Raw genomic sequence first — 23,427 nt, forward strand, 5'->3', positions numbered from 1 at the left:
TTTTACTGGTGTATAAAAACAAAGTCCAGAATCATAATATTATAATTTGAAAAAATTCAACTGTTCTTTCAAAGAATCTGATAGAGATTTCAATTCAGAAGAAATCGTCGAAGTTTCTTTAGTCTTCTCAAGTTGTGCATTTATCTCATCGTACATATCTGATATGTTTCTGTAAATATTGTCCATTGCTTTTGAAGAATTGTTCATTTCTTGATTCATTGTATCGTTCATTTGGCTTTCTTCGTCTATTTTGTCTTTAATAATCTTTGTTCTCTCTTTTAAAACTGCTATATCTGAAGATATTTTTTCAAAATTCTCAGAAATTTCTTTTGAGTTTGTCTTTGTGTTGGTTATTTTTTCATCATTTTTCAATACAGCATCGTTTACCTGTTTAACCAATTTCTTTAATCCACCAGTTATGTTGGATATGTTGGAAGTTAAATCGGAAGTTTGTTCTGCCAATTTTCTTATTTCAGATGCCACAACGGCAAAACCCTTTCCAGCCTCTCCTGCCCTCGCTGCTTCTATAGATGCGTTGAGTGATAAAAGGTTTGTTTGGTCAGTGATACTTTCTATGTTGTTTATTATCTCATCAATCTTATAAATGTCCTTGTTCAAATCTTCTGAATAATCTTTTGTTTTAGAACTTTGTTCTAACGATTCGTTTATTACTTTTGTTATATTTTTTATTTTATTTTTTCCAATTGTTGCTTCTGAATTTAATGTTGATGACATATCGTCTATTCTTTTTATTTCTTCCAATATTTCACTTATACTTTCGTTTATAGTGCTAAGAGATGCTGTTGTTTCTTCTATAGATGAAGATGTTTCCTCTGTTTTTTGGGTTATTACTTTTGAATTGTTGCTCAGATTGTTCATACTCTTTTGATTATTATCACTATGATTTTCTAAATTTGATGAATAATTCATAAGATCATTAGAAAAGCTGTTAATAGATGTGATAACTGTTGTTAGTTTATCTTTCATCAAGTTCAATTCCTCGGATATCTCTCCAATTTCATCTTTTGATTTTATATCAAAATCTGTTTTAAGCTCACCTTCTGAAAAGTTTTTTATCTTCTCTGTAATTAATTTCAAAGGTTTAGTTAAACTTGAAGAAAAAATCAAACTAACAATGATTACTACCACCATAATAGAAATAAGAGTTATTATGATTATTTTGAAAATATCCCCAATTTGATTTTCAACATATTCATAATTTGTTTCTGCGATAAATGCCCAATGAATATTCTCAGAAAAATCAAAAGGAGAGTAAACAGATATAACCTTCTCTTGGTTATGGTTTTGAGTTACGATTTTTCCAGATTCGTTATTAAGAGCATTTTGAACAGGTTCTGTATTTATGGATAATTCTAAAATATTGTAATCATCAAAAGAGCTTCTAAGTTTATTGTCGCTTCCAACTATGTATGTTTTTGAATATTCATTCATTCCTGTAGTATCCAGCATGATGGAGTTTATACTTTCAGAAGAAACTGAGTAAACCAAATATCCCACAGAGTTTGAATATTGATCGGTTAACTTTATTCCAGAAAAAAGAACAGGTTCTTCTGAATATTTGTAGTTGACAAAATCGCTATAATGAACAACAGTCGCAGGTTTAGTTCCCAATTCGGTAATAAAATTATATAAATTTGTATTTTCTTCCTTTATATTAGAACCAAGATCACCTTTTTTCATCGTAGAATAAACCACATCGTATTTGTTTGAAATATATTTTATGTCTTCATAGTTTCTTTCTTCAATTATTCTTTGAAATTCTGGGTGTAATGATTCGTGATACTTGTTGTATCCAGCTAAAGTTGTAAAAATATTTATATCTGAAATTTCTTCAACATCGAATGTACTGACCATTTTGGATCTGTTTTCATAAGGATTTTCTTCTATAAAAATCTGCCTCAAATAATTCAAATACACTTCATCATCTCTGATCATCTGATTTGAAAATTCATATTGCATTTGGTTTAAATCGTCTATCAGTCCTTTTCTTTCAGAAATTAAAATCATATCTGAATTGAGATTATCAAAAAAAGATTTGAAATAATTCTTTTTTAACTGTGTTGCTATTTGCAATTTTTCTTCTGAATCATTAACAATTTTGTCTGAAACTACGTTGTTTATTATGGTAAAAAACACCGTAAAAGCAAGTAAAAATAATATTATATAAGTTAAAGAGATTTTGTTTCCTATCTTCATTTTAAGCCCCCCCGCATAAACAAGTGAATCAGTTCTCATCATAATATTCTACATCCTTTTGATTTTATAAGCAAACGATATATTAAATGGATATACAGATTTAGAAATAAATAAACCTCTATTATACAATAAATCTAATAAATGCTCAATAAAGAAATTATAAGATGATTTAAGGTAAATATAATGTAATATCTTTTAAAAACAGTATTTTTATAGTGTTTTTAAACATTTTTAAATTTGATTTTCTCATACAAAAAGAATAAAATTTAATTGATTTGATTATTTGTTTTTTGATTTTATCCCTATAAAATCGGAGGTGGGGAAATGAAAGATAAAAAGCAAGAAAAGAAAAATAAAAAAACTCCAAAAAAACAAGAAAAGAAATAGTCTTTTAAAAGCGGTTGCCTTTAAGGTAACCGCTTTATTATTATATCATTTTTTTAAATCCGACAAATATGGTATAATATAAAATGATTAGCATGACAAACAATAAAGGAGGGTTAAAAATGCAATATAACAAATTGGGTAAATCTGGATTGAAGATAAGTGAGATGTCTTTTGGATCTTGGTTGACCTTTGGAAACCAGCTTGACGTACAAAAAGTAAAAGACACTATGAGAGAAGCTTTTAATCATGGAGTCAACTTTTTCGACAATGCAGAAGGCTATGCAAACGGTTTATCAGAATCCTTAATGGGAATGGTTTTAAAAGAATACAGAAGAACTGATTTAATAGTTTCTACCAAAATTTTCTGGGGTGGAAACGGCCCAAATGATACAGGAGTCTCAAGAAAACATCTATTAGAAGGAACATGGAACTCTTTAAAAAGATTACAACTTGATTACGTAGATTTAGTTTATTGCCATAGACCTGACCCAGACACTCCTATAGAAGAAACCGTATATGGTATGGATTATTTGATTAGAAATGGCCTTGCAATGTACTGGGGAACTTCTGAATGGGAACCAGAACAAATTGAAGAAGCTTATAAAATAGCAGATAAAAGAAATTTAATAGCCCCAACAATGGAACAGCCTCAATACAACATGTTTGTTAGAGAAAAAGTAGATAAAAAATTTGTTCCTCTTTTTGAAAAATATGGATTGGGAACGACAACATGGTCTCCGCTTGCAAGTGGTTTATTAACTGGAAAATATAATGATGGAATACCTGAAAATTCCAGATTATCAAGATTCTCAAGAATTAAAAAAATGATGGAAGAACAAGGTGTTTTTACTGAAGAAAATATCGAAAAAGTTAGAAAGTTGACAAAAATAGCAAAAGACCTTGATGCAACAATGGCACAATTAGCCTTAGCCTGGATAATCAAAAATCCAAATGTCAGTACAGTTATTACGGGCGCAAGCAGTGTCGAACAAGTAAAAGAAAACATGAAAGCAGCAGAGATAAAAGATAAATTAACCGATGACGTTATGGATAAAATTGAATCTATTTTAGATAATAAACCAGAATAAAGTTTAAATAATAACCCTAATAAAAATAAGGTTGCATAGCAACCTTATTTTTATATGAATTCTTTTATTTTTTGAATAACTTCGTTTACTTTTGAAGGATCTTTTCCCCCAGCTTGGGCGAAATCCGGCCTTCCACCGCCACCGCCACCGAGGTATTTTGCAATAGATTTTGCGATATTTCCAGCGTGGAATTTGTCTGTTGCATCTTTTGAAACTTTCACTACAAAATTTACTTTATCGTGTTTGTTAAAAAGGATAACGACGCTTTTTCCAGCCTTTTGAAGTAAGTTGTCAGAAGCATTTCTCAAAACTTCGTTTTCAACTCCATCAAAAGAACCAGTAACTATTTTAACTCCATCTACTTCAATGGCTTTATTTAGAAAATCATTTAAATCTGAAGAAGCCATTTTTTGTTCCATTTCCCTGAGATTTTTTTCGAGTTGTTTATTTTTTTCGGCTAAATTTGTGAGTTTCTCAAATAAATTTTTATCTGAAGCTTCTAAAAACTCTTTTATTTTGTTATTTGTTTCTTCTAATTTTTTAACGTATTCAAAAGCTGAAAAACCTGTTACGGCTTCAATTCTTCTTACACCAGCAGATACAGAAGTTTCAGTTGTGATTTTGAAAAGCCCAATTTCACCAGTATTAGAAGCATGTGTTCCCCCACAAAGCTCACTTGAATAGTCATCAACGCTAACAATTCTTACCTCGTCTCCATATTTTTCTTCAAAAAGAGCCATAACGTTCATGTTTTTAGCCTCTTCAAGTGATTTTACTTCTGTAATAACTGGTATTGCTTTCATTATTTGTTCGTTTACTGATTTTTCTATTTTTGTGATATCGTCATCAGATAAAGCTTCGTAATGCGTAAAGTCAAATCTTAGCCTTGTAGGTTCAACATAAGAACCAGCTTGTCTAATGTGATTTCCAACAAACTTTTGTAAAGCTGCGTGCAATAAATGTGTGGCAGTGTGATTTCTCTTTATAGCGTTTCTTCTGTCAACATCTATTTGAAGATTTAATTTTTCCCCTACTTTTACATCACCTTGTAAAACTTTTACTTTGTGTGAAATAATATCATTTTTAATTACCCGTACATCGTAAACTTCAGCCTTGAAATCATCATTTTTTATGATTCCTGTATCAGCTACTTGCCCACCTTTTTCAGCGTAGAAAGGAGTTTTAGAAAAGAAGAGTTCGACTTCTTCCCCTTCAAAGGCAGTTTCAACGACTTCATTTCCTTTTACAATATACACAAGTTTTTCTCTTTCTATATTGTTAATGTATCCTGTAAATATGGTTGATTTTATTTGTGAAGCTATTTTTTCATATGCTTGATTTTGCGCTCCGTATTCTTTTGAACCGGTGGCTTTTCTCGCCCTGTTTTTTTGTTGTTCCATAAGGTCGTCAAACAAAGCCCGATCTACAGAAAAGCCTTGCTCTTCTGCTATTTCTTTTGTTATATCAAAAGGAAATCCGTATGTATCGTACAATTCAAAAGCTACTTCACCAGAAATTTTTTTATCTACAGATTTTTTCATTATTTCTTCGAGCTTTTGAAGTCCTCTTTCAAGGGTTTCAAAAAATCTTTCTTCTTCAGAGTCGACTATTTTTAGGATAAAATCCTCTTTTTCTTTCAATTCTGGGTAAAATCCCGACATTTCAGCGATAACTCTTTTAATAATGTTGCTCATAAATTTATTGTTAGTTCCCAACAAGTTTCCATGTCTAACAGCTCTTCTTATGATACGTCTTAAAACGTATCCTCTTCCTTCGTTAGAAGGAAGTACTCCTTCAACAAGGATAAAAGAAATTGCTCTCGAATGGTCTGCTATTATTCTTATTGATATATCATTCTTTTCGTTTTCTCCATATTTGACGTTTAGTGATTTTTCAATTTCTTTTATTATTTTTTGGAAAAGATCAGTATCAAAATTACTGTATACACCTTGAATGGCAGCTGTTAATCTTTCTAAACCTGCACCAGTATCAATATTTTTTCTTGAAAGAGGCTCTAAATTTCCTTCTTCGTCAGAATAAAATTCTGTAAAAACAACATTCCAAATTTCAACGAATCTCCCACAATCACATTCTGGAGTGCAGTTTTCAACATCTGGACAATTTTTCGTTACACCAGTATCATAAAATATTTCTGTGTCTGGGCCACAAGGACCAGAAGGGCCAGGGGGTCCCCACCAGTTGTCGTCTTTTCCCATTTTAATTAACTTATTTTCTGGAATTTTTATCTTATCTTTCCATATGTCATAAGCTTCTGGATCTTCGTTATAAACAGAAACCCATAGCTTTTCTTCTGGAATTTTTAGTTCTTTTGTCAAAAATTCCCAAGCCAATTCAATGGCTTCTTCTTTGAAATAATCTCCAAAAGAGAAATTGCCAAGCATTTCAAAAAACGTCTGGTGTCTCGCAGTTCTACCGACATTTTCTATATCATTAGTTCTCAAACATTTTTGACAAGTTGTTATTCTTGTATGAGTGGGTTCCATCTTACCCCAGAAAATTGGTTTAAAAGGAACCATCCCAGCAACGGTGAACATCAGTTGTGGGTCATTTGGAATTAATGGAGAGCTTTTTATTCTTTTGTGATCTTTTTTTTCAAAAAAACTGAGAAATTTTTCTCTAATATCTTTTGAGGACATCCATTCCATTAAAAAACCTCCTAATTATCTAACTTTAAACTCTATATAAGGATTAGTTGTTTCATCACCCAATATTTGTGTATCTATTTCTTTTAATTTAGATATATCTGGTGAATCTTGTGTGTAAGAAATAGTTATTCTATTAAAACTTACAGCTATATCTAAATCTGGAATTTCAGCTGTCAGCAACCCTGCGTCTATTAATTTTTGAAAGCTTAAGTCGGTTAAGTCGTCGTTATAAATAGAATATTGTACAATACTCGTCTGTAAAGTCCTCATATTTGTCACTACTTTTGTTGCTTTTGCCTGATCGATTAAACCAGAAACAGATGGAATTGCTATTGATGCAATCACTGCAATAACTCCAAGAACGATTATCACTTCTATTAGTGAAAAACCTTCTTTCCATTTTTTGTTCATTTTTTCCCCCTTAATTTTTCTAAATCCAGAAAATTCTAAGCAGAAAATACCATGCCGGGGTAACTATTAAAATCCCGTCTATTCTGTCCAAAATTCCTCCGTGCCCGGGAAGAATAGAGCCAGAATCTTTCACATGATAATGACGCTTGAAGATAGATTCAGTTAAATCCCCCACAGTGTCAAAAGACGCAACCATTAAAGCAAAGAGTATCGCTTTTTTTGGTCCTATAATATTTTCATAACCCAGAAAACCTCTAATAAACTCGTATACTATAATGAATAAATAAGTTCCTAATGCTCCTCCTATCAACCCTTCCCAGCTCTTTTTTGGTGAGAAGTTTGGAGAAATCTTGTGCTTTCCAAAGCTAAGACCCGCAAAATAGGCAAATGAATCGTACATGAATATAGAAACAAGAGCTAAAATACCCATGGTATATCCATAATTTATGTTTATCAAATAGAAATTTGATAAGAAAAAAGAAATATAAAGTATACTTATAGCTCCAGCGCTTATTAGCTTTTTCGCCATTCGAACGTCTTTTATCTTTAGGATTACAAGCCACGAATAAAAGAAGAAAGCAAGGTAAAAGACTATTTCTGCCTCAAAAGGCAATATCCCCTGATACTCTGCTTCTATGGCAAAACCATATAACAATGCAGAAGCACCCACAACAACAGTGAGCATCATTTTGAATATTTTCTTGTTTTTTAGCTCTAAAGAAGATATTTCTATGAATTCCCAAGAAGCAAGCATAACTATAGTTGTTACCAAACCTATAAGAGTGGGATACAATATAAAAGAAAACACGACTACAGGAACTAAAACTACACCACTTAACACTCTAAAAAAGAGATTTTTATTATTTATTCCCAAATTCATCACTCCCGGTTAGCCCGCCAAACCTTCTTTCTCTTTTAGCATAATCTAAAAGGGCTTTATCGAATTCTTTTTCGTCAAAATCTGGCCACAAAACTTCTGTAAAATACAATTCTGCATAAGCTATTTGCCAAAGCAAAAAATTGCTAATTCTCTTTTCTCCGGAAGTTCTGATCAAAAGATCAACGTCTGGAACATCTGGTAAATAAAGGTTGTTTTGTATGTCTTTTTTTGTTATTTCTTTTTTTCCTGAAGAAATGAGTTTATTTACCGCGTCTAAAATTTCCTGTCTGGATCCGTAATTCAAAGCCATTATTAAGTCTAATTTGCTGTTGTTTTTACTTTTTTCTTCTATTCTTTTACAAGCTTTTTGAATATCTTCAGGCATTTTATCTATTCTACCAGAAAATCTCATTCTAACACCCTTGGAAATTATTTTTTCCATTCTACTTTCCAAATATTTTATGAAAAGATTGAACAAAAAGTTGACTTCTTCTTCAGGCCTTTTCCAGTTTTCTGTAGAAAATGTATAAAGGGTGAGATATCTCACCCCTGAATCTGACGCATATTCAATTATTTTTTCGGCTACTTCAGCCCCTTTTTCGTGGCCAAATATTCTTTTTTTCCCCAGTTTTTTAGCCCATCTTCCATTTCCATCCATAATTATTGCTACATGTTTGGGCTGCTTTTCTTTTGCAAGATCCTTCATTAAGATTCCATGATCTCCTTTTCTTTTTGATGGAATATTTCCTCTGATTTTGCTTCATGATTTTTCAACACTTCTTGAATTTCTTCTTCGATTTTTTTAGCTTCATCTTCAGGAATATCCCCATTTTCTTTGAGTTCTTTTACTTTTTTAATATCATCTCTCCTGATATTTCTTAAAGCAATTTTTGTATCTTCCATCATATCTTTAGCATGTTTAACCCATTTTCTTCTATCTTCAACTGTTGGCGATGGAAAATTTACTCTTACGACGGTTCCGTCATTGATTGCGTGAAGTCCCAAATCAGATGAATTTATAGTTTTTTCTATTTTTTCTAACAAACTTTTGTCCCATGGTTGGATTGAAACGCTTCTGTCTTCTCCAACGTTTACCGTGGCTGTTTGATTAATTGGAGTTGGTGCTCCGTAATAGTCAACGACTAATTCTTCAAATAATGATGCTGAAGGTCTTCCCGTTCTTAATTTTCTCAATTCTTCTTTGTAATGTTGTACTGTTTTATCCATTTTATTGTCCGCTTCTGTAACATAAGAGCTTTTTCTTGCCATTATAAATCCACCTCCGTATGTATAATTATTCATTATATTATATCATAAATGGCTATTTTCATTGTAATAAAAATATTCAAAAATTAAATAAAAAATTAAACAGTCAAGTTATTTCATTTACTAAATAATTATAACCATTTATTAACAATTATGTGATAGAATAAATTTTGTGAATTTGGCCTATAATTAGATAAAAATGGCTTGAGGAGGAATCAAATTGAATCTAAAAAATTACGTAAGAGATATTCCAGATTTTCCAAAAGAAGGTATAGTATTCAAAGATATCACACCGGCTCTAAAAAGTCCTGAAGCTTTTAAATATACTATAGATAGCTTCCAAGAGCTTGTAAAAGACTGGGATTTTGACGCAATTATTGGACCTGAATCAAGAGGGTTTATATATTCAACACCAATGGCATACAATTTAAATAAACCTTTCATACCTGTTAGAAAACCAGGAAAACTACCAGCCGAAACGATAAGTTTTTCTTATGACCTCGAATATGGTAGCGGTATTTTAGAAATGCATAAAGACGCAATATCTAAAGGAGATAAAGTCATAATAGTTGATGATATTCTCGCAACAGGTGGAACAACAGAAGCTATTATTAAATTAGTTGAAAAAGCAGGTGGAAAAGTAGTTGGTGCATTATTTTTAGCTGAGTTGACTTCTTTAAATCCAAGAGAAAAATTAACAGAAATTAAAGTCGAAAGTTTGATAAAATACTAAAATAATTTTTTAGAAATATAGTTCTTGAGGAGGAATTATTTTGAAAGGTATTGAATTTGATTTTTCAAATTTATTTGAACCAAATGTGAAAAACGGAATTAAAGAAGAAGAAATAAACGAAAAAAAAGATCAAGTAAAACAAATAATAAATGAAGTTTTAGAAGAAAAACCGGGATTTTTAGAAGTTCCATACACGAGAAAATGGGTAGACAGGGTGTTAGACCTCAAAAGTTGGGTACAATCTTTTGATGCAGTAGTAATTCTTGGCATTGGTGGTTCAGCACTGGGGAATTTAGCTCTTCAATCTTCTTTAAATCCTTTGAATTACAATACATTGGGGGAAGACAAGAGAAAAACTCCAAAAATTTATGTAATAGACAACGTAGACCCGGATTACATTGCTTCAATTTTGGATAGTATAGATGTCAGCAAAACTTTGTTCAACGTTATATCCAAATCTGGAACAACAGCAGAAGCAATGACAAATTATATGATAGTAAGGGGTATTATTGAATCATACGGGTTAAAAGGAAAAGAGCATCTTCTTTTTACAACGGACCCAGAAAAAGGTGTTTTGAGAGAAATAGCCAATGAAGAAGGAATAAAAACTCTTGAAATTCCTCCAACGGTTGGAGGAAGGTTTACTGTATTAACACCAGTCGGACTTTTATCCGCTGTTGCAGGAGGAATAGATATAATAGATCTTGTTAATGGTGCAAAAGATATGTGTGAAAAAGTTAAAAATGATGATGTTTGGGAAAATCCTGCAGCATTAAATGCTTTAATTCATTACATATATTACAACAAAGGATACAACATTTCTGTTATGGTGCCATATTCAAACAGACTTTTCCTATTAGCTGATTGGTACAGACAGCTTTGGGCAGAGAGTTTGGGAAAAAGAACTGATATAGACGGAAAAGAAGTTTTCGTTGGGCAAACTCCTGTAAAAGCACTTGGAGCTACAGACCAACACTCACAATTTCAACTTTACAACGAAGGGCCTTTTGATAAAGTCGTGACTTTCTTAAAATTGGAAAATTTTGATAGAGAAATAACCATCCCACATATTCACGACGACATACCAGCGTTGAAATATCTTGGTGGAAAAAAGGTTTCCGATCTCTTGAACACAGAATTGGCAGGTACAGAATATGCTTTAGTTGAACACAATAGGCCAAATATGAAAGTAATTTTTCCAGAAATAAATCCATACAACATTGGGCAATTCTTTTTTGCATACGAATTTCAAACAGCAGTAATGGGAAAACTCCTTGATATAAACGCATATAATCAACCAGGTGTTGAACTTGGTAAAAACGTTACATATGCTCTAATGGGCAGGGAAGGACACGAAGAAATTGCAAAAGAAGTAAAAGATAAATTAAAAGGGAAAAAAGAAATTAAATTATGATTTTAGGAATAGTCGGTAAAGCAGGTTCTGGAAAATCATATGTTTCAAAACTATTAAAAGAAAATTTTAAAAATTCAATTGTAATAGACGTAGATAGGGTAGGACATTATGTTCTTACCCTATTTCATGTTAAAGAAAAATTAAAAGACATATTTGGCCAAGAAATTTTTGATAAAAATAACGAAATAGATAGAAAAAAGTTAGGTGAAATAGTATTTAGTGATGAATCTAAACTTGAAAAACTTAATGAAATTGTTCATTCTGAAATTTATAAAGAAATAGAAAAAAAAGTTAAAATTTACTTAAAAAAATATGATATAATTGTTTTGGATGCAGCAATGCTCTTTAAAATTGGATTGGACAAAATGTGTCATAAAATAATATTAGTAGATGCTTCTGAAGATTTAAGGTATAAAAGATTAGTTAAAAAAAGAAACATAACCAAAGAAAAAGCTAAAAATATGATACAATCACAAAAAAATTTAAAATTTGATTACTATGATAAAAAAATAACAGCAAATGATAACCCTGAAGAAATTATAGAAGCGCTTGAAAATTTAATAAATTATTAGGACACTTAAGTGTCCATTTTTTTACCTTAAAAATTCTCAGGAGGTGTACTAAAGTGAAAAAACTTTTAACAGTTTTTCTTGCTGTATTAGTTATTGGATTGGCTTTTTCAGAAGCAATTACCATTGAATTTTGGCATTCAATGGGTGGAGGACAAGGTGAAACTCTTGCGGCTTTAGTTGAAAATTTCAACAAAACTAATCCTGACATTCAAGTAGAACCAATTTACGTTGGTGGGTACTCAGATTTAAATAGAAAATTATTATCTACTATCACAGCAGCAAAAGAAGGATCGGCAAGCGACCTTCCAGCAGTTACACAAGCATACGGTAACTGGATTGCAAAATACTTATATTCTGACGTTATAGAACCATTGAATCCATACATAGAAAACGACCCACAAATGAAAAGAGTTTGGGACGAAGAAATATACGAAGTTTTTAAAGAAGGCTCAACATGGGGAGATACAATTTACTCAATTCCATTTAACAAATCAGTTTATGTTTACTACTACAATACAGACTTATTTGACTTATATGGAGTTACACCGCCAGAAACAATGGGCGAATTTATGGAAATAACGAAATACTTAACTGAAGATTTAGACGGAGATGGAAGAACTGATCAATACGGTATTGGTGCGAGAACTTTTATTGATGATTTCCAAATTTTCTTATTCGCATACAATGGTGAAATCTTAGAATACGTTGCAGACGGAAAATACAGAGTTTCTTTAGATAGAGAAACTACTAAAAAAGCTTTATCCGATATAATGGAACTTAAAAAAGGCGGTTACGGTTCATTCGGAACAGGTTATTTGGATGGAATATTTGGTTCAGGAGAAATAGCAGCATACATGGGAACAATCGCTGGAAAATCATATGTTGAAAGATCATCACAAGGTAAACACGGTTGGTCATGGGCAGCTCTTCCATCTGTAGACGGAGTTCCTCATTCGCCAATTGCTGGAACAGATATAGCAATGTTTAATTGGATAACAGATGCACAAAAAGACGCTGCATACAGATTCATTAAATACTTATTAGATCCAGTTAACATGGCTTTCTGGGGAATTAACACAGGATATTTACCTGTAAGAAGAGATGTTAGCGAAACAAAACAATGGCAAGAATATATAGCTTCAGACGAAAAAGCAGTTATCGCACAAGAAACATTGGAAACAGCTATTGCTGATCCAAAACCAGCGGCTTGGAACGATATTAGAAACGAAATTTCTACAATTTTTGCTAACTTTATAAGTGAACAAATTACGGCTGATCAATTCTATGACAGGGCGGTAAAATCTTGTGAAACATTATTAGAAGAAAACAACGAATTAGCTAAATAAATTATAAATAAATGATGGGCTTACACGATTAGTGTAAGCCCATTTTTTTAGAAAATAAAATATAGTAAAGATTTTAATTATTTAAGTGCTTTTTCTATGAATATAAATATTTGTTTTGGTATAATTAAAAAGAAACCTATAAAAAGGAGATATCTTAAATGTCAGAATACAAAAGACCAAAATTTTTATCAATCATGATTGGTGTAGAAATGATCAGATTTATGGTGACTCTTATCTATTATGTCGTTTATAGTGTTACAGAAACTAATATTATGTCAATAGCATTAGTTTTCAACCTTTTGTTGTGGGTTGTTTCGCTTTCCGGTATGTGGATGATGAAAAGATGGAGTGTCATTATATACATAACCATGCAGATTTATTTTGTTTATAACGCGATAATAGCTGGAGGACACAATATAACAAACTATCTAATTTTCATCTTTCCAGCTATATTAATATACCTTGGGTTCAAAAACTATAAATATATGAATTAATAAATACGGGGAGGTATGGGATAATGTTCAAATTTAAAGAAATAGAGGATATTGTAGAATTTTCTGAAATAGCGAGCTTTTCTTTTAGCGTTCCTTATGAAGAAAAAGATAGCTTGTTGAAAGAATTGTCAGAACTTCAAAAATCTGGAGAAAAATTCTTTGGTATATTTGAAAATAAAAAGCTTATATCCGGACTAGTTTTGAGAGATTATACCATGAAAATGAGAGACAACATGGTGAAAATGGGTGGAATAGCTTTTGTTTGTTCAAGAAATGATTCCAGAGGTAAAAGATCAATAAAATTCCTAATGGAAAGAACTGTTGAATATATGAATAAAAATGATTATATTGTATCAGCGCTTTATCCATTTAGCCTGGAGTTTTACAGAAAATATGGATGGGAAATGTTTCAAAATTCAAAAATTTTCAAAATTTCAACAGGCGAAATAATAAAATCGAAACTGAATGAAGATTATGGGTACGAGGAAGTTAGCGTTATCACAGAAGACATTCAAGACTTTTACAACAAATATGCAGCTAAAAATCACAACTTTTGTCTAAAAAGCAGACAATCTTGGGATAATTTTATGATGTTCAAATGGAACCGTCAGATTGACCGAGGAGTTATAAAATTCTCTCATAAAGATGAAATGAGAGGACTGATCATGTACTCATATTCAAAAGATGACAAAGGAAAATCTATTTATACAATATTTAATTTTATATATGAAGACATAAACACAAAAAGGCTTATGTTCAATTATTTAGCCAGCTTGAGTAAACAGATAAGTGAGGTATACGTTTTCTTACCAAATGATTTTGTTCTTTGGCCACATGTAAACGAGAGATATAAAACAGAAGAAGGCCTTGTTAGCCCTATGATCAGAATTATAGACATAGACAAATTAAATGGATTGAAAACAAAAGGCCCAGACATGAACGTAAATATTGAAATAGAAGACAAACAAGCGGAATGGAACAATGGAATATTCAACTTAAAAGTAATAGACGGAGAAATTCAAATAACAGGTGCAGAAGAAGCGGATATAACAATGAATATCGGAACTTTTAGTTCTATTATTTCTGGGTTTACGAATATAGAAGAAATGCTCGATTCAGGAAAAGCTACTATAATAGACAATTACAATGGGACGGATCTCGAAAAATATACAACATTTTTAAACGAATTCTTTTGATAAAAAAACCCCTTGAAAAAATTCAAGGGGTTATTTTTATTTGATTCCATCACTACAACATTCAGAGCATGCCACTACTCTCCATTTTTTATGTTTTCTTTTTGCATCTCTGTAAGCGTCATTATATCCATAAAAATAGCCTAAATCCTCTAAAGTATCAATTTCTGGAAAAATAGAGCATTCGTCTTCATGTATGGTGTGTTCACCATTTTCGTTAGCATGGGTCGTTACGTAATAATGTTTCAATTGAACACCTCTTTTGTGAAACTAAATTTTTGAAACCTTCATATTAATTGCCATTCCGTCTTTATCTCTAAATCCCAAAATACTATCTTTTGGCACTCCTAAAAAGTCTTTTCCATACATATCATAAACATTTGAGCTAATATTTAATTGTGGTAATCTACCTTTAATTTCTCCATCTTCGTATAAATAAGAAAGTTGAACAGGGCTTGCGTATTTTCCGTCTGCTGTGAAATCTCCTCCACCTGCTTCTATAACGATTACTGTTTTTTTGCTATCCAAAATTTCTTTTGCTGTTTTTTGTGATGGTTCAACTACAAAAGTTTCATAACTGAGATTTGGTACTGAATCAAAATCTCCGTCTGCAGAACCAGTTAATTCCAGGTCAAACATTTCAGAGGTTTTTTTATCTGTATAAACTCTTTTTAAAACTCCATTTTCAATTAAGGGAATGGTAAAATTTTCTTGGTAAGTTCCTTCGTTATCAAAAAAATGTTTAATAACTTCATAATTTTCGTAGCTTGCAGATTGCAAAAGCGTAAAATCATCAGAGAACAGTTTTTCCCCTATTTTATCCGAAAATAAAGAGCTTTTAGTTCCATAAACCATACCGTGTAAATCTCTTATAAACTTCATCAAAGGACCTGTTGAATCCATAGTCAAAAACACAACAGGGTATTCGCCATCCTCAAAATCTAACTCATTGTTGTAATTATCCAGCATCATATCTGCCATTTTTTCAATTCTTTTAGTATCAAAAACTATGTCCTCATCTCCGAAAAAACCATCCATAATATTCTTGGAATCTTTGTGTTTAAATACAATTCCAGTTTCATAATAGTTCAATTCAGAAACGAGTTCTGTATTTTCATCATTTCTTAAAAATTTAACGCTTTTTGTTTTAGAAATACTATTTGAAAATGTGAAATCAGGATGTTTTTTATTCAAGCTTTCCAACATTTCTTTTGTTTTTTTCAGAAACACATCATCTGATATCAAATCTTGTCCTATAGAAGAAGTTTTATATCGATTTTTTGTGATTTCATAAGGATATGGTATTTTATTATCCAGGGCTTTAACAGCCTTTTCTTTCAAATCTTCTTCGTCTATTTCACCAAGACTGCCGGCAATACCTATAAAACCATCTTTATATATTCTAAAAGCATTTTTTTGAATGTCTTTCTTTCTCAAAGAAGAAATCTTTGAATTAGCAAGTTTAATACTGAATTCTTCTTTATTTATTTGAAAAATTTCTTTATTCATAATATTTTTCCTCCTTCATTGCACATTGAGATTTCTAACTCTTACATAAGGTCCACCAAAACCAACTGGCAATGGGAATTGTTCCATCTTTCCACAGCCTCCCAAAGTAAAAGAAAGAATCTCTAATTTATCAGATAATCCATCTATTTCATTCAGAGTTTCAAAAACATTTCCTGTAACAACAGAAATTTTAACTGGCTTATCTATCTTTCCATTTTTTATGTAATAAGCCATTCTTGGGGCAATTGTGAAAGTAGACATACCAGAACCATGTGAAATAGTGTCTATTAAAATTCCTTCATCAATTTCTGAAATTAACTTATCAAAGGGTTTATCTCCAGCTTTAATATAAGTGTTGGTCATTCTAACAATCGGTTCAAATTCGAAATTAATGGCTCTTGCATTTCCTGTCAATTCTTCGTTCATATCCACAGCTGTTTCAACAGAATGCAACCTACCTGCTAATTTCCCTTCTTTAATAAGAAAAGTCTCCTGTGCACGAGTACCCTCATCATCAAAAGGGACAAAGCCATTTCCCTGTAAGTTCCCGTCGTCTACAATATTCAAAATATCGCTTCCAACTTTTTTGCCAATTTTCCATTCTTTTCTCATAGTTTCATCACCAATCATAAAATCTGATTCAGACTTATGCCCAAAGCTCTCGTGGGCAAAAACTCCAGCAGCGAGAGGAGATAAAACTACAGTATATTTTCCTGGTTCAACATTAACAGCATTTTTAAGAAAGTGAATTGATTTATCCAATTTTTCTTTCATTTTGTCTCTTTTATTTTTGATAGATTCAAAAACATTTGCTGAAACGTCAAAACCCTCGTCAAATCTTTCGTCTCCATCTGCAAGTTGCCATGAAATTCTGTATCCAACTTTTTGGTAATCAAAGAAAAGTCTGCTTCCTTTGCTGGAGAAAAAACTTTTTCTAACATTCAAATCAACGTAATTAGCTTTCCACATTTTAACATACTCGCATTCTTTTACAAGGTCAAAATAATCTGAAATAACATCGAATTTTTTCTCTAAATCGATATTTCTAACATTCTCATCTTCTTGAAACTTATAAAATTCACCTTCATTAACCTGGAATTTTTTCACAATTGGATTATCTATAATATCGTCGTTGATATCTGCCATTTCAGATAATATATCAATTTCATTTTGAATGCTGCTTACATCGGTTGTAGAAGAATAAAACCACCTATTACCATCAAAAAGTCTGATGAAAGCAGCTTCATACTCTTTTTCTTTCTTCTCATCCAAGTTATCGTTAGTTACACTGATAGCTGTTTCAAAAACATTTTCTATTCTCACATCAGTGTAAAAACCTTTAGGAAATCTGTACATATTCCTTCCCCCTTTTAAATTTTAATAACCCAGTTACTTCTATTTTACCATAACAAATTTGTTATAAAAATTGCTTAAATAATTTATATTTGAAAAGAAGAAATCAAAGATTTCTGTTGCAAATCATAATTTTTTATTAATTCAAAATTAAACCAAAACGCTATATATCTATACAGTATTAACTTACGCCTATATTGATAATTATTTCACTTGTTATATAGTGAAAAATTTCATTAAGTTTTAACGGTAATCATGTTTATTAGTTAATATTTTCACTATATAATGATAATGGAAGATAAATAAAGCTGAACACAAATAATTGGTTATAAATCGATATAACCACAATCTCTTTGGGAGGTAATCATATGAGTATTCAAAAAGTTAAAACTATCGAAGATTTGGAAAGAGTGATACAAAAAGCGAAATCAGCTCAAAAAGAGTATTCAACATTTAATCAAGAAAAAGTAGATGAAATATTCAGAAGAGCTTCCATATCAGCAAATTCATATAGAATATGGCTTGCAAAAGAAGCTGTAAAAGAGACAAAAATGGGTATAGTTGAAGATAAAGTTATTAAAAACCATTTTTCAGCAGAATATATTTTCAATAAATATAAAGATGAAAAAACTTGTGGAATTATAGACGAGGACAAGACTTTTGGGATAAAGAGGGTAGCTGAACCGATAGGGATTATTGGAGGTATTATACCTACAACTAACCCAACATCAACAACTATTTTCAAATCTTTGCTTTCATTAAAGACAAGAAACGCGATAATCTTTTCTCCCCATCCGAAAGCAAAGAAAAGCACTGTGGCTGCTGCAAGAGTAATACTCGAAGCAGCAATAGCCTCTGGTGCACCAGAAGGTATCATTGGTTGGATTGACGAACCTTCAATTGAACTGAGTCAGTATCTTATGAAACATGACGATATAAACCTAATACTTGCAACAGGTGGCCCTGGAATGGTTAAAGCAGCTTATTCTTCTGGAAAACCAGCGATAGGTGTTGGAGCTGGTAACACTCCTGCGGTAATAGATGAAACAGCACATTTGAAAATGGCGGTAAACTCAATTTTGATGAGTAAAACTTTTGATAACGGCATGATCTGTGCTTCTGAACAATCTGTAATTGTAGTGGACAAAGTTTATGAAGAAGTAAAAAAAGAGTTTCTTGAGAGAGGGGCTTACATTTTAAACAAAAAAGAAAAAGAAGCAGTGGGAAAAATACTTTTGAAAAATGGTCATTTAAATCCAGCAATAGTTGGACAACCTGCACATGAAATTGCAAAGATGGCCGGAGTCAAAGTTCCAAAAGAAGCAAAAGTATTGATAGGTGAGGTATCTAAAATTGGAGAAGATGAACCTTTTGCCTATGAAAAACTATCTCCAACATTGGCGATGTATAAAGCTGAAGATTTTGAAAATGGTGTTGAAAAAGCAGTTAAATTAGTCGAATTTGGGGGAATGGGTCATACATCTGTTCTTTACACTGATCAATATAATCAAGACAGAGTGGAATATTTCGGCATGAAGTTAAAAACGGGTAGGGTACTTATGAACATGCCTTCTTCACAAGGCGCAATTGGTGATATTTACAATTTCAAACTCGAACCATCATTAACCCTTGGTTGTGGTTCTTGGGGTGGAAACTCTGTCAGTGAAAACGTAGGAGTAAAACATCTTATGAATATAAAAACAGTAGCTGAAAGAAGGGAAAATATGCTTTGGTTTAAAGTTCCTCCAAAAATGTATTTTAAATATGGTTGTTTGCCTTTGGCATTACATGAGTTAGAAAATAAAAAGAGAGCTTTTATTGTTACTGATAAATTCTTATTTGATTCTGGATATTCTGAAAAAGTCACATCTATTCTAGAAAACATGGGGATAGATACAGAAGTTTTCTTTGATGTTGAACCAGATCCATCACTTAACACTGTGAACAAAGGAGTAAACATAATGAACACTTTTCAACCAGATGTGATAATAGCTCTTGGTGGAGGCTCTCCAATGGATGCTGCGAAAATTATGTGGCTCATGTACGAACATCCAGAAGTTAAATTCGAGGGACTAGCTTTAAGATTCATGGATATAAGAAAAAGAGTTTACAAATTTCCAGAATTGGGTAAAAAGGCATCTATGGTTGCCATTCCTACTACATCTGGAACAGGTTCAGAAGTAACTCCATTTGCAGTTGTAACAGACAATAAAACTGGAATAAAATATCCAATTGCGGATTACGAACTAACTCCAAACATGGCAATAATAGATCCAGAATTGGTTATGAGTATGCCAAAGAGTTTAACTGCAAACTCTGGTATAGATGCCCTTGTTCATGCGATAGAGGCCTATGTTTCTGTTTTTGCAAGTGAATATACTAATGGTTTGTCTTTAGAAGCAATAAGGCTAATCTTCAAATATTTAAAAAGATCATACGATAATGGAGCAGAAGATCAAAAAGCTAGAGAAAAAATTCATCAAGCTTCTACAATGGCGGGAATGGCTTTTGCAAATGCATTTTTAGGAATTTGTCACTCAATGGCACATAAATTAGGAAGTGCTTTTCACATTCCACACGGTTTGGCGAATGCTTTATTGATAAATGAAGTAATAAAGTACAATTCTTCAGATAACCCAATAAAACAAACAGCTTTTCCCCAATATAAATATCCATTGGCTAAATCAAGATATGCAAAAATAGCGGATCATTTGAAATTACCAGGAAAAAATGATGAAGAAAAGATAGAAAATCTAATTAATGAAATAGAAAAATTGAAAAAAGATATAGGAATACCAAAATCAATAGAAAAAGCCGGGGTAGACAAAAAGGATTTCTACGCAAAATTAGACGAAATGTCTGAAAATGCTTTCGATGACCAGTGTACATCGACAAATCCAAGATATCCTTTGATCTCTGAAATAAAAGATATATATATTAAAAGTTTTGAGGGTAAATGATATAGGCTAACATGTAAAAATGGTTGGGAAAATTCCCAACCATTTTTATACTATAAAATCAAATATTTTTTCGATTTGATATTCATTTTCAATGAAGACTTTTAAAACTTCTGGATTAAAGTGTTCTGGGTTTGTTTTATTGTCGCCTTTTGTGATGATTTCAAAAGCTTCTTTATGAGTCAGTGCAGATTTATAACTTCTTTTAGAACGAAGAGCATCATAAACATCTACCAAAGCTACAATAGAAGCTTCTAAAGGAATTTTATCTCCCTTTAAACCATAAGGATAACCAGAACCGTCATATTTTTCATGGTGATAAAGTGCAATTTTTTTTGCTATATCAAAGTATGGATCATCTAATATTTTAGCTCCAAAAATAGTGTGTTTTTTCATCAAATCCCACTCGGCATCATTCAAATTGCCAGGTTTATTCAAAATTTCGCTCGGAATGAAAATCTTTCCTATATCGTGTAGTGGTGCAAAAGTTTTAATGTTAAAAACTTGTTCTTTATCCAAATTTAGTTTTTGAGCTATAAATGCTGCAAGTTCCCCCACTCTAAAAATATGTTTTCCTGTAGCATCGTCATGAGCTTCTGAAATAATTGCGAGTTTGCTTGCAAAATTTACGTAGGCATTTCTTGTTTTATCTATTTCAAGTTTGTTTTTTATATAATTTTCAGCAAGTTTTGTAAAAGCTCTAAACACCTCTATTGAATTTTTGTTAAAATGAGTAGGGCTATTAGAATCGATATCTAAAGCAAAATTGAGTCTTTTGTCATTGTCCAAATAAATAGTAACGATCATAGATTCTTTGATATCTTTTGTTGCTTCACGAACACTTTCGGCAATATCAGGCGGTAATTTAGTTCTATTTTCATTAATTATATCTATTATTACGATATTTTTTGAGTTTATCATATATTTTTTCTTCAAAGGAATTGCCTTTAGCTTTTCTAAATCATGTCCAACTGTTGAAACAAATTTCCACTTTCCATCATATCCCAAAGAAACAGACCCATAGTCAGCTTCTGGAATTATCTGAATAGCTGTGTTTATGAGTTTTGTGTAGTAATCTTCATCTGTAATATATTTTTTATCAATGTTGGATACAATTGCAATCAAATCATTTAGTTCTTTATTCTTTTCTTCAATATTTTTGTAAAGGTCTTCTAATTCTTCGTTTTGGGATTCAAGTTCTTCGTTCATTGCAGTCATTTCTTCGTTTGAAGCGATTAGATCTTTTTTTTGATCTTGTATTTGTTTTAATAAAATATTTCTTTTTCTAAGATCTAATCTAACAACAATTCCGTAAGTCAATATAAAAATAAAAACTCCTAAAGTTGTCCAAACTAACCATGAATACCTTTCGTAAAAACTTGGTTCTTGATTTATAATCTTTGAATTTTCTGGCAATTGTTTTTTGCTAATTCCAAATTTTTTCATAACTCTCGCATTAAAAACATAACTTGGTTCAGATAAATTTATTTGTTCCATACTATCAAAAAAGCTGGGATTCTCTAAAATATTGAGTGCATATTTAGCGACATTTTGCCCATGAACGGCCCCCTCAGTGATCATACCACCCAAAACATCATACTCAAAATAAAAATCCCAAGAGGTAAAGATAGGGCGAGAAGAACTTTCAGACAACATCTCTGCTATAGATTCAAGAGAATAAAAATTTCCCAGTCTATCCTTGTTATACATGAGGAGATAAACTTGTTCATTTTCTTTTAGATTCGAAACTTCAGATAAAAGTTCATTAATAACCAAATCCTCAAGAAAAACATATTCTATTTCAGGGGAATTTGCCTTAGTTTTCAAAATTTGGTATCTCAAAATTTCATTGGTATTTGTTTTGTTGTCTATAATAAAATAAATCTTTTCTGTGTTTGGATAGATTTTTTTTATTGATTGAACAGTAGAATTTATATCGATATCTTCAACTATTCCTTTAAAATTTGGGTATTTTTCAAAGTCGTAGTAAGAAGCCTCGTTAACTCCTGCAAACAAAACAGGAACATCACCAAAAAGATCGTTTCTTTGTGAAAACAAGAATCTCAAGGCATTGTCATCAAAAGAAATAATAAGGTCAATATCGATATTTCTATATTTTTCCTTTAAATAGTTTAAAACTGTATAATATTGTCTTTCATATGAATTTCTCTTTGTATCCAGGTATTCAATATACAAATTATAATCTGTGTTGTCTTTCATTATTGAAAGAAATCCTCTATTTATTTCATCTACCCACTTATAAGAAGTGTGATATGAATGTAAGACTAAAATATTTGATTTTTCAGAAAAAGAAAAAATGAACAATAATAAGAATAATAGTAGAACCCCTGTTTTTTTCATAACATTTCACCTTCAAGTATTATTAATATAATTATATCATTAAAATCTAAAATTTAATAATTATAAGCGTATTTAGTTAAGAGTTAATTAAGATTTTAAAATTTTTTTCAAAATGGGCATCGTCCACTGAAGTCCTTTTTTTTGGTCCCCTTACCCTTTTTCCAGCACGAACATTCTTTTTGACCATGTGTCTTTGCATCATTAGTGCATCAATATTGTATTCGTTTAAAATCTTTCCGTTAAAAGTAATAACTCTCGCCTTTTTTGCAAGAGCCATAGAAGCAAGGCCATAATCAGAAGAAACTACAACATCTCCATCCTCTACTTGATTAACAAGTCTAAAATCTGCTACATCTGGACCTTTTGCGACTTGTATGACCTCTGCATAATCAGATTTTAAAACGTGTGATTCATCAATAAACATCAAAACTTTCAAGTTATTTTCCTTTGCTATTTTTATAATAATATCTTTAACAGGACAAGCGTCTGCATCTACTAATATTTTCATGTTATACTCCTTTGATATAGATATAAATTACAGCTGTCATTCTGAGCGACGATTTTTGGAGTCGAAGAATCT

The 23,427-nt window shown here is 31.4% G+C and carries 19 protein-coding genes; 8 read left to right on the forward strand and 11 right to left on the reverse strand.

What is annotated here, in order from left to right:
- Positions 1-39: 39 nt before the first annotated feature.
- Positions 40-2,217, reverse strand: coding sequence for a methyl-accepting chemotaxis protein (locus tag BLS00_RS08760; protein WP_167848995.1), 2,178 nt, complete (start codon positions 2,215-2,217; stop codon positions 40-42).
- 506 nt (positions 2,218-2,723) lie between these two features.
- Here BLS00_RS08760 and BLS00_RS08765 point away from each other — a divergent pair.
- Positions 2,724-3,692, forward strand: coding sequence for a potassium channel beta subunit family protein (locus tag BLS00_RS08765; protein WP_091404968.1), 969 nt, complete (start codon positions 2,724-2,726; stop codon positions 3,690-3,692).
- A gap of 50 nt (positions 3,693-3,742) precedes the next feature.
- Here the strand turns inward: BLS00_RS08765 and alaS are convergent, their stop codons facing one another.
- From alaS to frr, 5 genes are read right to left on the reverse strand one after another with little or no spacing between them, the layout of a single operon-like run.
- On the reverse strand, positions 3,743-6,358 hold the full coding sequence (alaS, locus tag BLS00_RS08770) for an alanine--tRNA ligase (RefSeq protein WP_091404971.1): 2,616 nt from the start codon (positions 6,356-6,358) through the stop codon (positions 3,743-3,745).
- A 15-nt stretch (positions 6,359-6,373) separates the two neighbouring features.
- Positions 6,374-6,769, reverse strand: a complete 396-nt coding sequence (locus BLS00_RS08775) for a type II secretion system protein (RefSeq protein ID WP_091404972.1) — start codon at positions 6,767-6,769, stop codon at positions 6,374-6,376.
- Positions 6,770-6,788: 19 nt separating this feature from the next.
- Entirely contained in the window at positions 6,789-7,649 is an 861-nt protein-coding gene (locus BLS00_RS08780; RefSeq protein WP_091404975.1) for a phosphatidate cytidylyltransferase, read from the reverse strand.
- A complete protein-coding gene (gene uppS / locus BLS00_RS08785) occupies positions 7,630-8,355 on the reverse strand; it encodes a polyprenyl diphosphate synthase (protein WP_091404978.1) in 726 nt (241 codons plus the stop codon). The genes BLS00_RS08780 and uppS overlap by 20 nt, the downstream gene beginning before the upstream one ends.
- The gene (gene frr / locus BLS00_RS08790; RefSeq protein ID WP_091404980.1) at positions 8,355-8,918 is read right to left on the reverse strand and encodes a ribosome recycling factor; all 564 of its coding nucleotides are present in this window, start codon (positions 8,916-8,918) and stop codon (positions 8,355-8,357) included. The genes uppS and frr overlap by 1 nt, the downstream gene beginning before the upstream one ends.
- 217 nt (positions 8,919-9,135) lie before the next feature.
- Here frr and BLS00_RS08795 point away from each other — a divergent pair, with 217 nt between their 5' ends.
- The 6 genes from BLS00_RS08795 to BLS00_RS08820 all read left to right on the forward strand — a co-directional run bounded on the left by BLS00_RS08795 (position 9,136) and on the right by BLS00_RS08820 (position 14,670).
- Positions 9,136-9,648, forward strand: coding sequence for an adenine phosphoribosyltransferase (locus BLS00_RS08795; RefSeq protein ID WP_091404983.1), 513 nt, complete (start codon positions 9,136-9,138; stop codon positions 9,646-9,648).
- Positions 9,649-9,688: 40 nt separating this feature from the next.
- Positions 9,689-11,062: a glucose-6-phosphate isomerase gene (locus BLS00_RS08800; RefSeq protein WP_091404985.1), complete on the forward strand. Its 1,374-nt coding sequence runs from the start codon at positions 9,689-9,691 to the stop codon at positions 11,060-11,062.
- Positions 11,059-11,634: a dephospho-CoA kinase gene (gene coaE / locus BLS00_RS08805; protein WP_091404988.1), complete on the forward strand. Its 576-nt coding sequence runs from the start codon at positions 11,059-11,061 to the stop codon at positions 11,632-11,634. The genes BLS00_RS08800 and coaE overlap by 4 nt, the downstream gene beginning before the upstream one ends.
- A gap of 53 nt (positions 11,635-11,687) precedes the next feature.
- A complete protein-coding gene (locus BLS00_RS08810; protein ID WP_091404990.1) occupies positions 11,688-12,980 on the forward strand; it encodes an extracellular solute-binding protein in 1,293 nt (430 codons plus the stop codon).
- Positions 12,981-13,138: 158 nt separating this feature from the next.
- Positions 13,139-13,474 carry a hypothetical protein gene (locus BLS00_RS08815; protein WP_091404993.1) on the forward strand — a complete coding sequence of 112 codons (336 nt, stop codon included), beginning with the start codon at positions 13,139-13,141 and terminating at the stop codon, positions 13,472-13,474.
- A gap of 23 nt (positions 13,475-13,497) precedes the next feature.
- Positions 13,498-14,670 (forward strand): GNAT family N-acetyltransferase, encoded by a 1,173-nt coding sequence (locus BLS00_RS08820; protein WP_091404995.1) that lies wholly within the window; start codon positions 13,498-13,500, stop codon positions 14,668-14,670.
- Positions 14,671-14,706: 36 nt separating this feature from the next.
- Here the strand turns inward: BLS00_RS08820 and BLS00_RS08825 are convergent, their stop codons facing one another.
- Genes BLS00_RS08825 through BLS00_RS08835 form a run of 3 tightly spaced genes read right to left on the reverse strand, consistent with a single transcriptional unit; the run spans position 14,707 to position 17,532 of the window.
- Positions 14,707-14,916, reverse strand: coding sequence for a hypothetical protein (locus tag BLS00_RS08825; RefSeq protein WP_091404996.1), 210 nt, complete (start codon positions 14,914-14,916; stop codon positions 14,707-14,709).
- A gap of 21 nt (positions 14,917-14,937) precedes the next feature.
- Positions 14,938-16,176 (reverse strand): metallopeptidase TldD-related protein, encoded by a 1,239-nt coding sequence (locus tag BLS00_RS08830; RefSeq protein ID WP_091404999.1) that lies wholly within the window; start codon positions 16,174-16,176, stop codon positions 14,938-14,940.
- Between the two features lie 15 nt (positions 16,177-16,191).
- Entirely contained in the window at positions 16,192-17,532 is a 1,341-nt protein-coding gene (locus BLS00_RS08835) for a TldD/PmbA family protein (protein WP_091405003.1), read from the reverse strand.
- Between the two features lie 365 nt (positions 17,533-17,897).
- On the opposite strand from BLS00_RS08835, the gene adhE reads away from it, so the two are divergent.
- Positions 17,898-20,489, forward strand: coding sequence for a bifunctional acetaldehyde-CoA/alcohol dehydrogenase (gene adhE, locus BLS00_RS08840; RefSeq protein WP_091405005.1), 2,592 nt, complete (start codon positions 17,898-17,900; stop codon positions 20,487-20,489).
- Between the two features lie 45 nt (positions 20,490-20,534).
- Here adhE and BLS00_RS08845 read toward each other — a convergent pair whose 3' ends face one another.
- Both BLS00_RS08845 and BLS00_RS08850 read right to left on the reverse strand, forming a co-directional pair.
- Positions 20,535-22,847 carry an ABC transporter substrate binding protein gene (locus tag BLS00_RS08845; protein ID WP_091405007.1) on the reverse strand — a complete coding sequence of 771 codons (2,313 nt, stop codon included), beginning with the start codon at positions 22,845-22,847 and terminating at the stop codon, positions 20,535-20,537.
- 76 nt (positions 22,848-22,923) lie between these two features.
- On the reverse strand, positions 22,924-23,355 hold the full coding sequence (locus BLS00_RS08850) for a YaiI/YqxD family protein (RefSeq protein ID WP_091405008.1): 432 nt from the start codon (positions 23,353-23,355) through the stop codon (positions 22,924-22,926).
- Positions 23,356-23,427 lie beyond the last annotated feature (72 nt).

Origin of the sequence: Geotoga petraea, from assembly GCF_900102615.1 — a bacterium.
Lineage (GTDB): Bacteria > Thermotogota > Thermotogae > Petrotogales > Petrotogaceae > Geotoga > Geotoga petraea.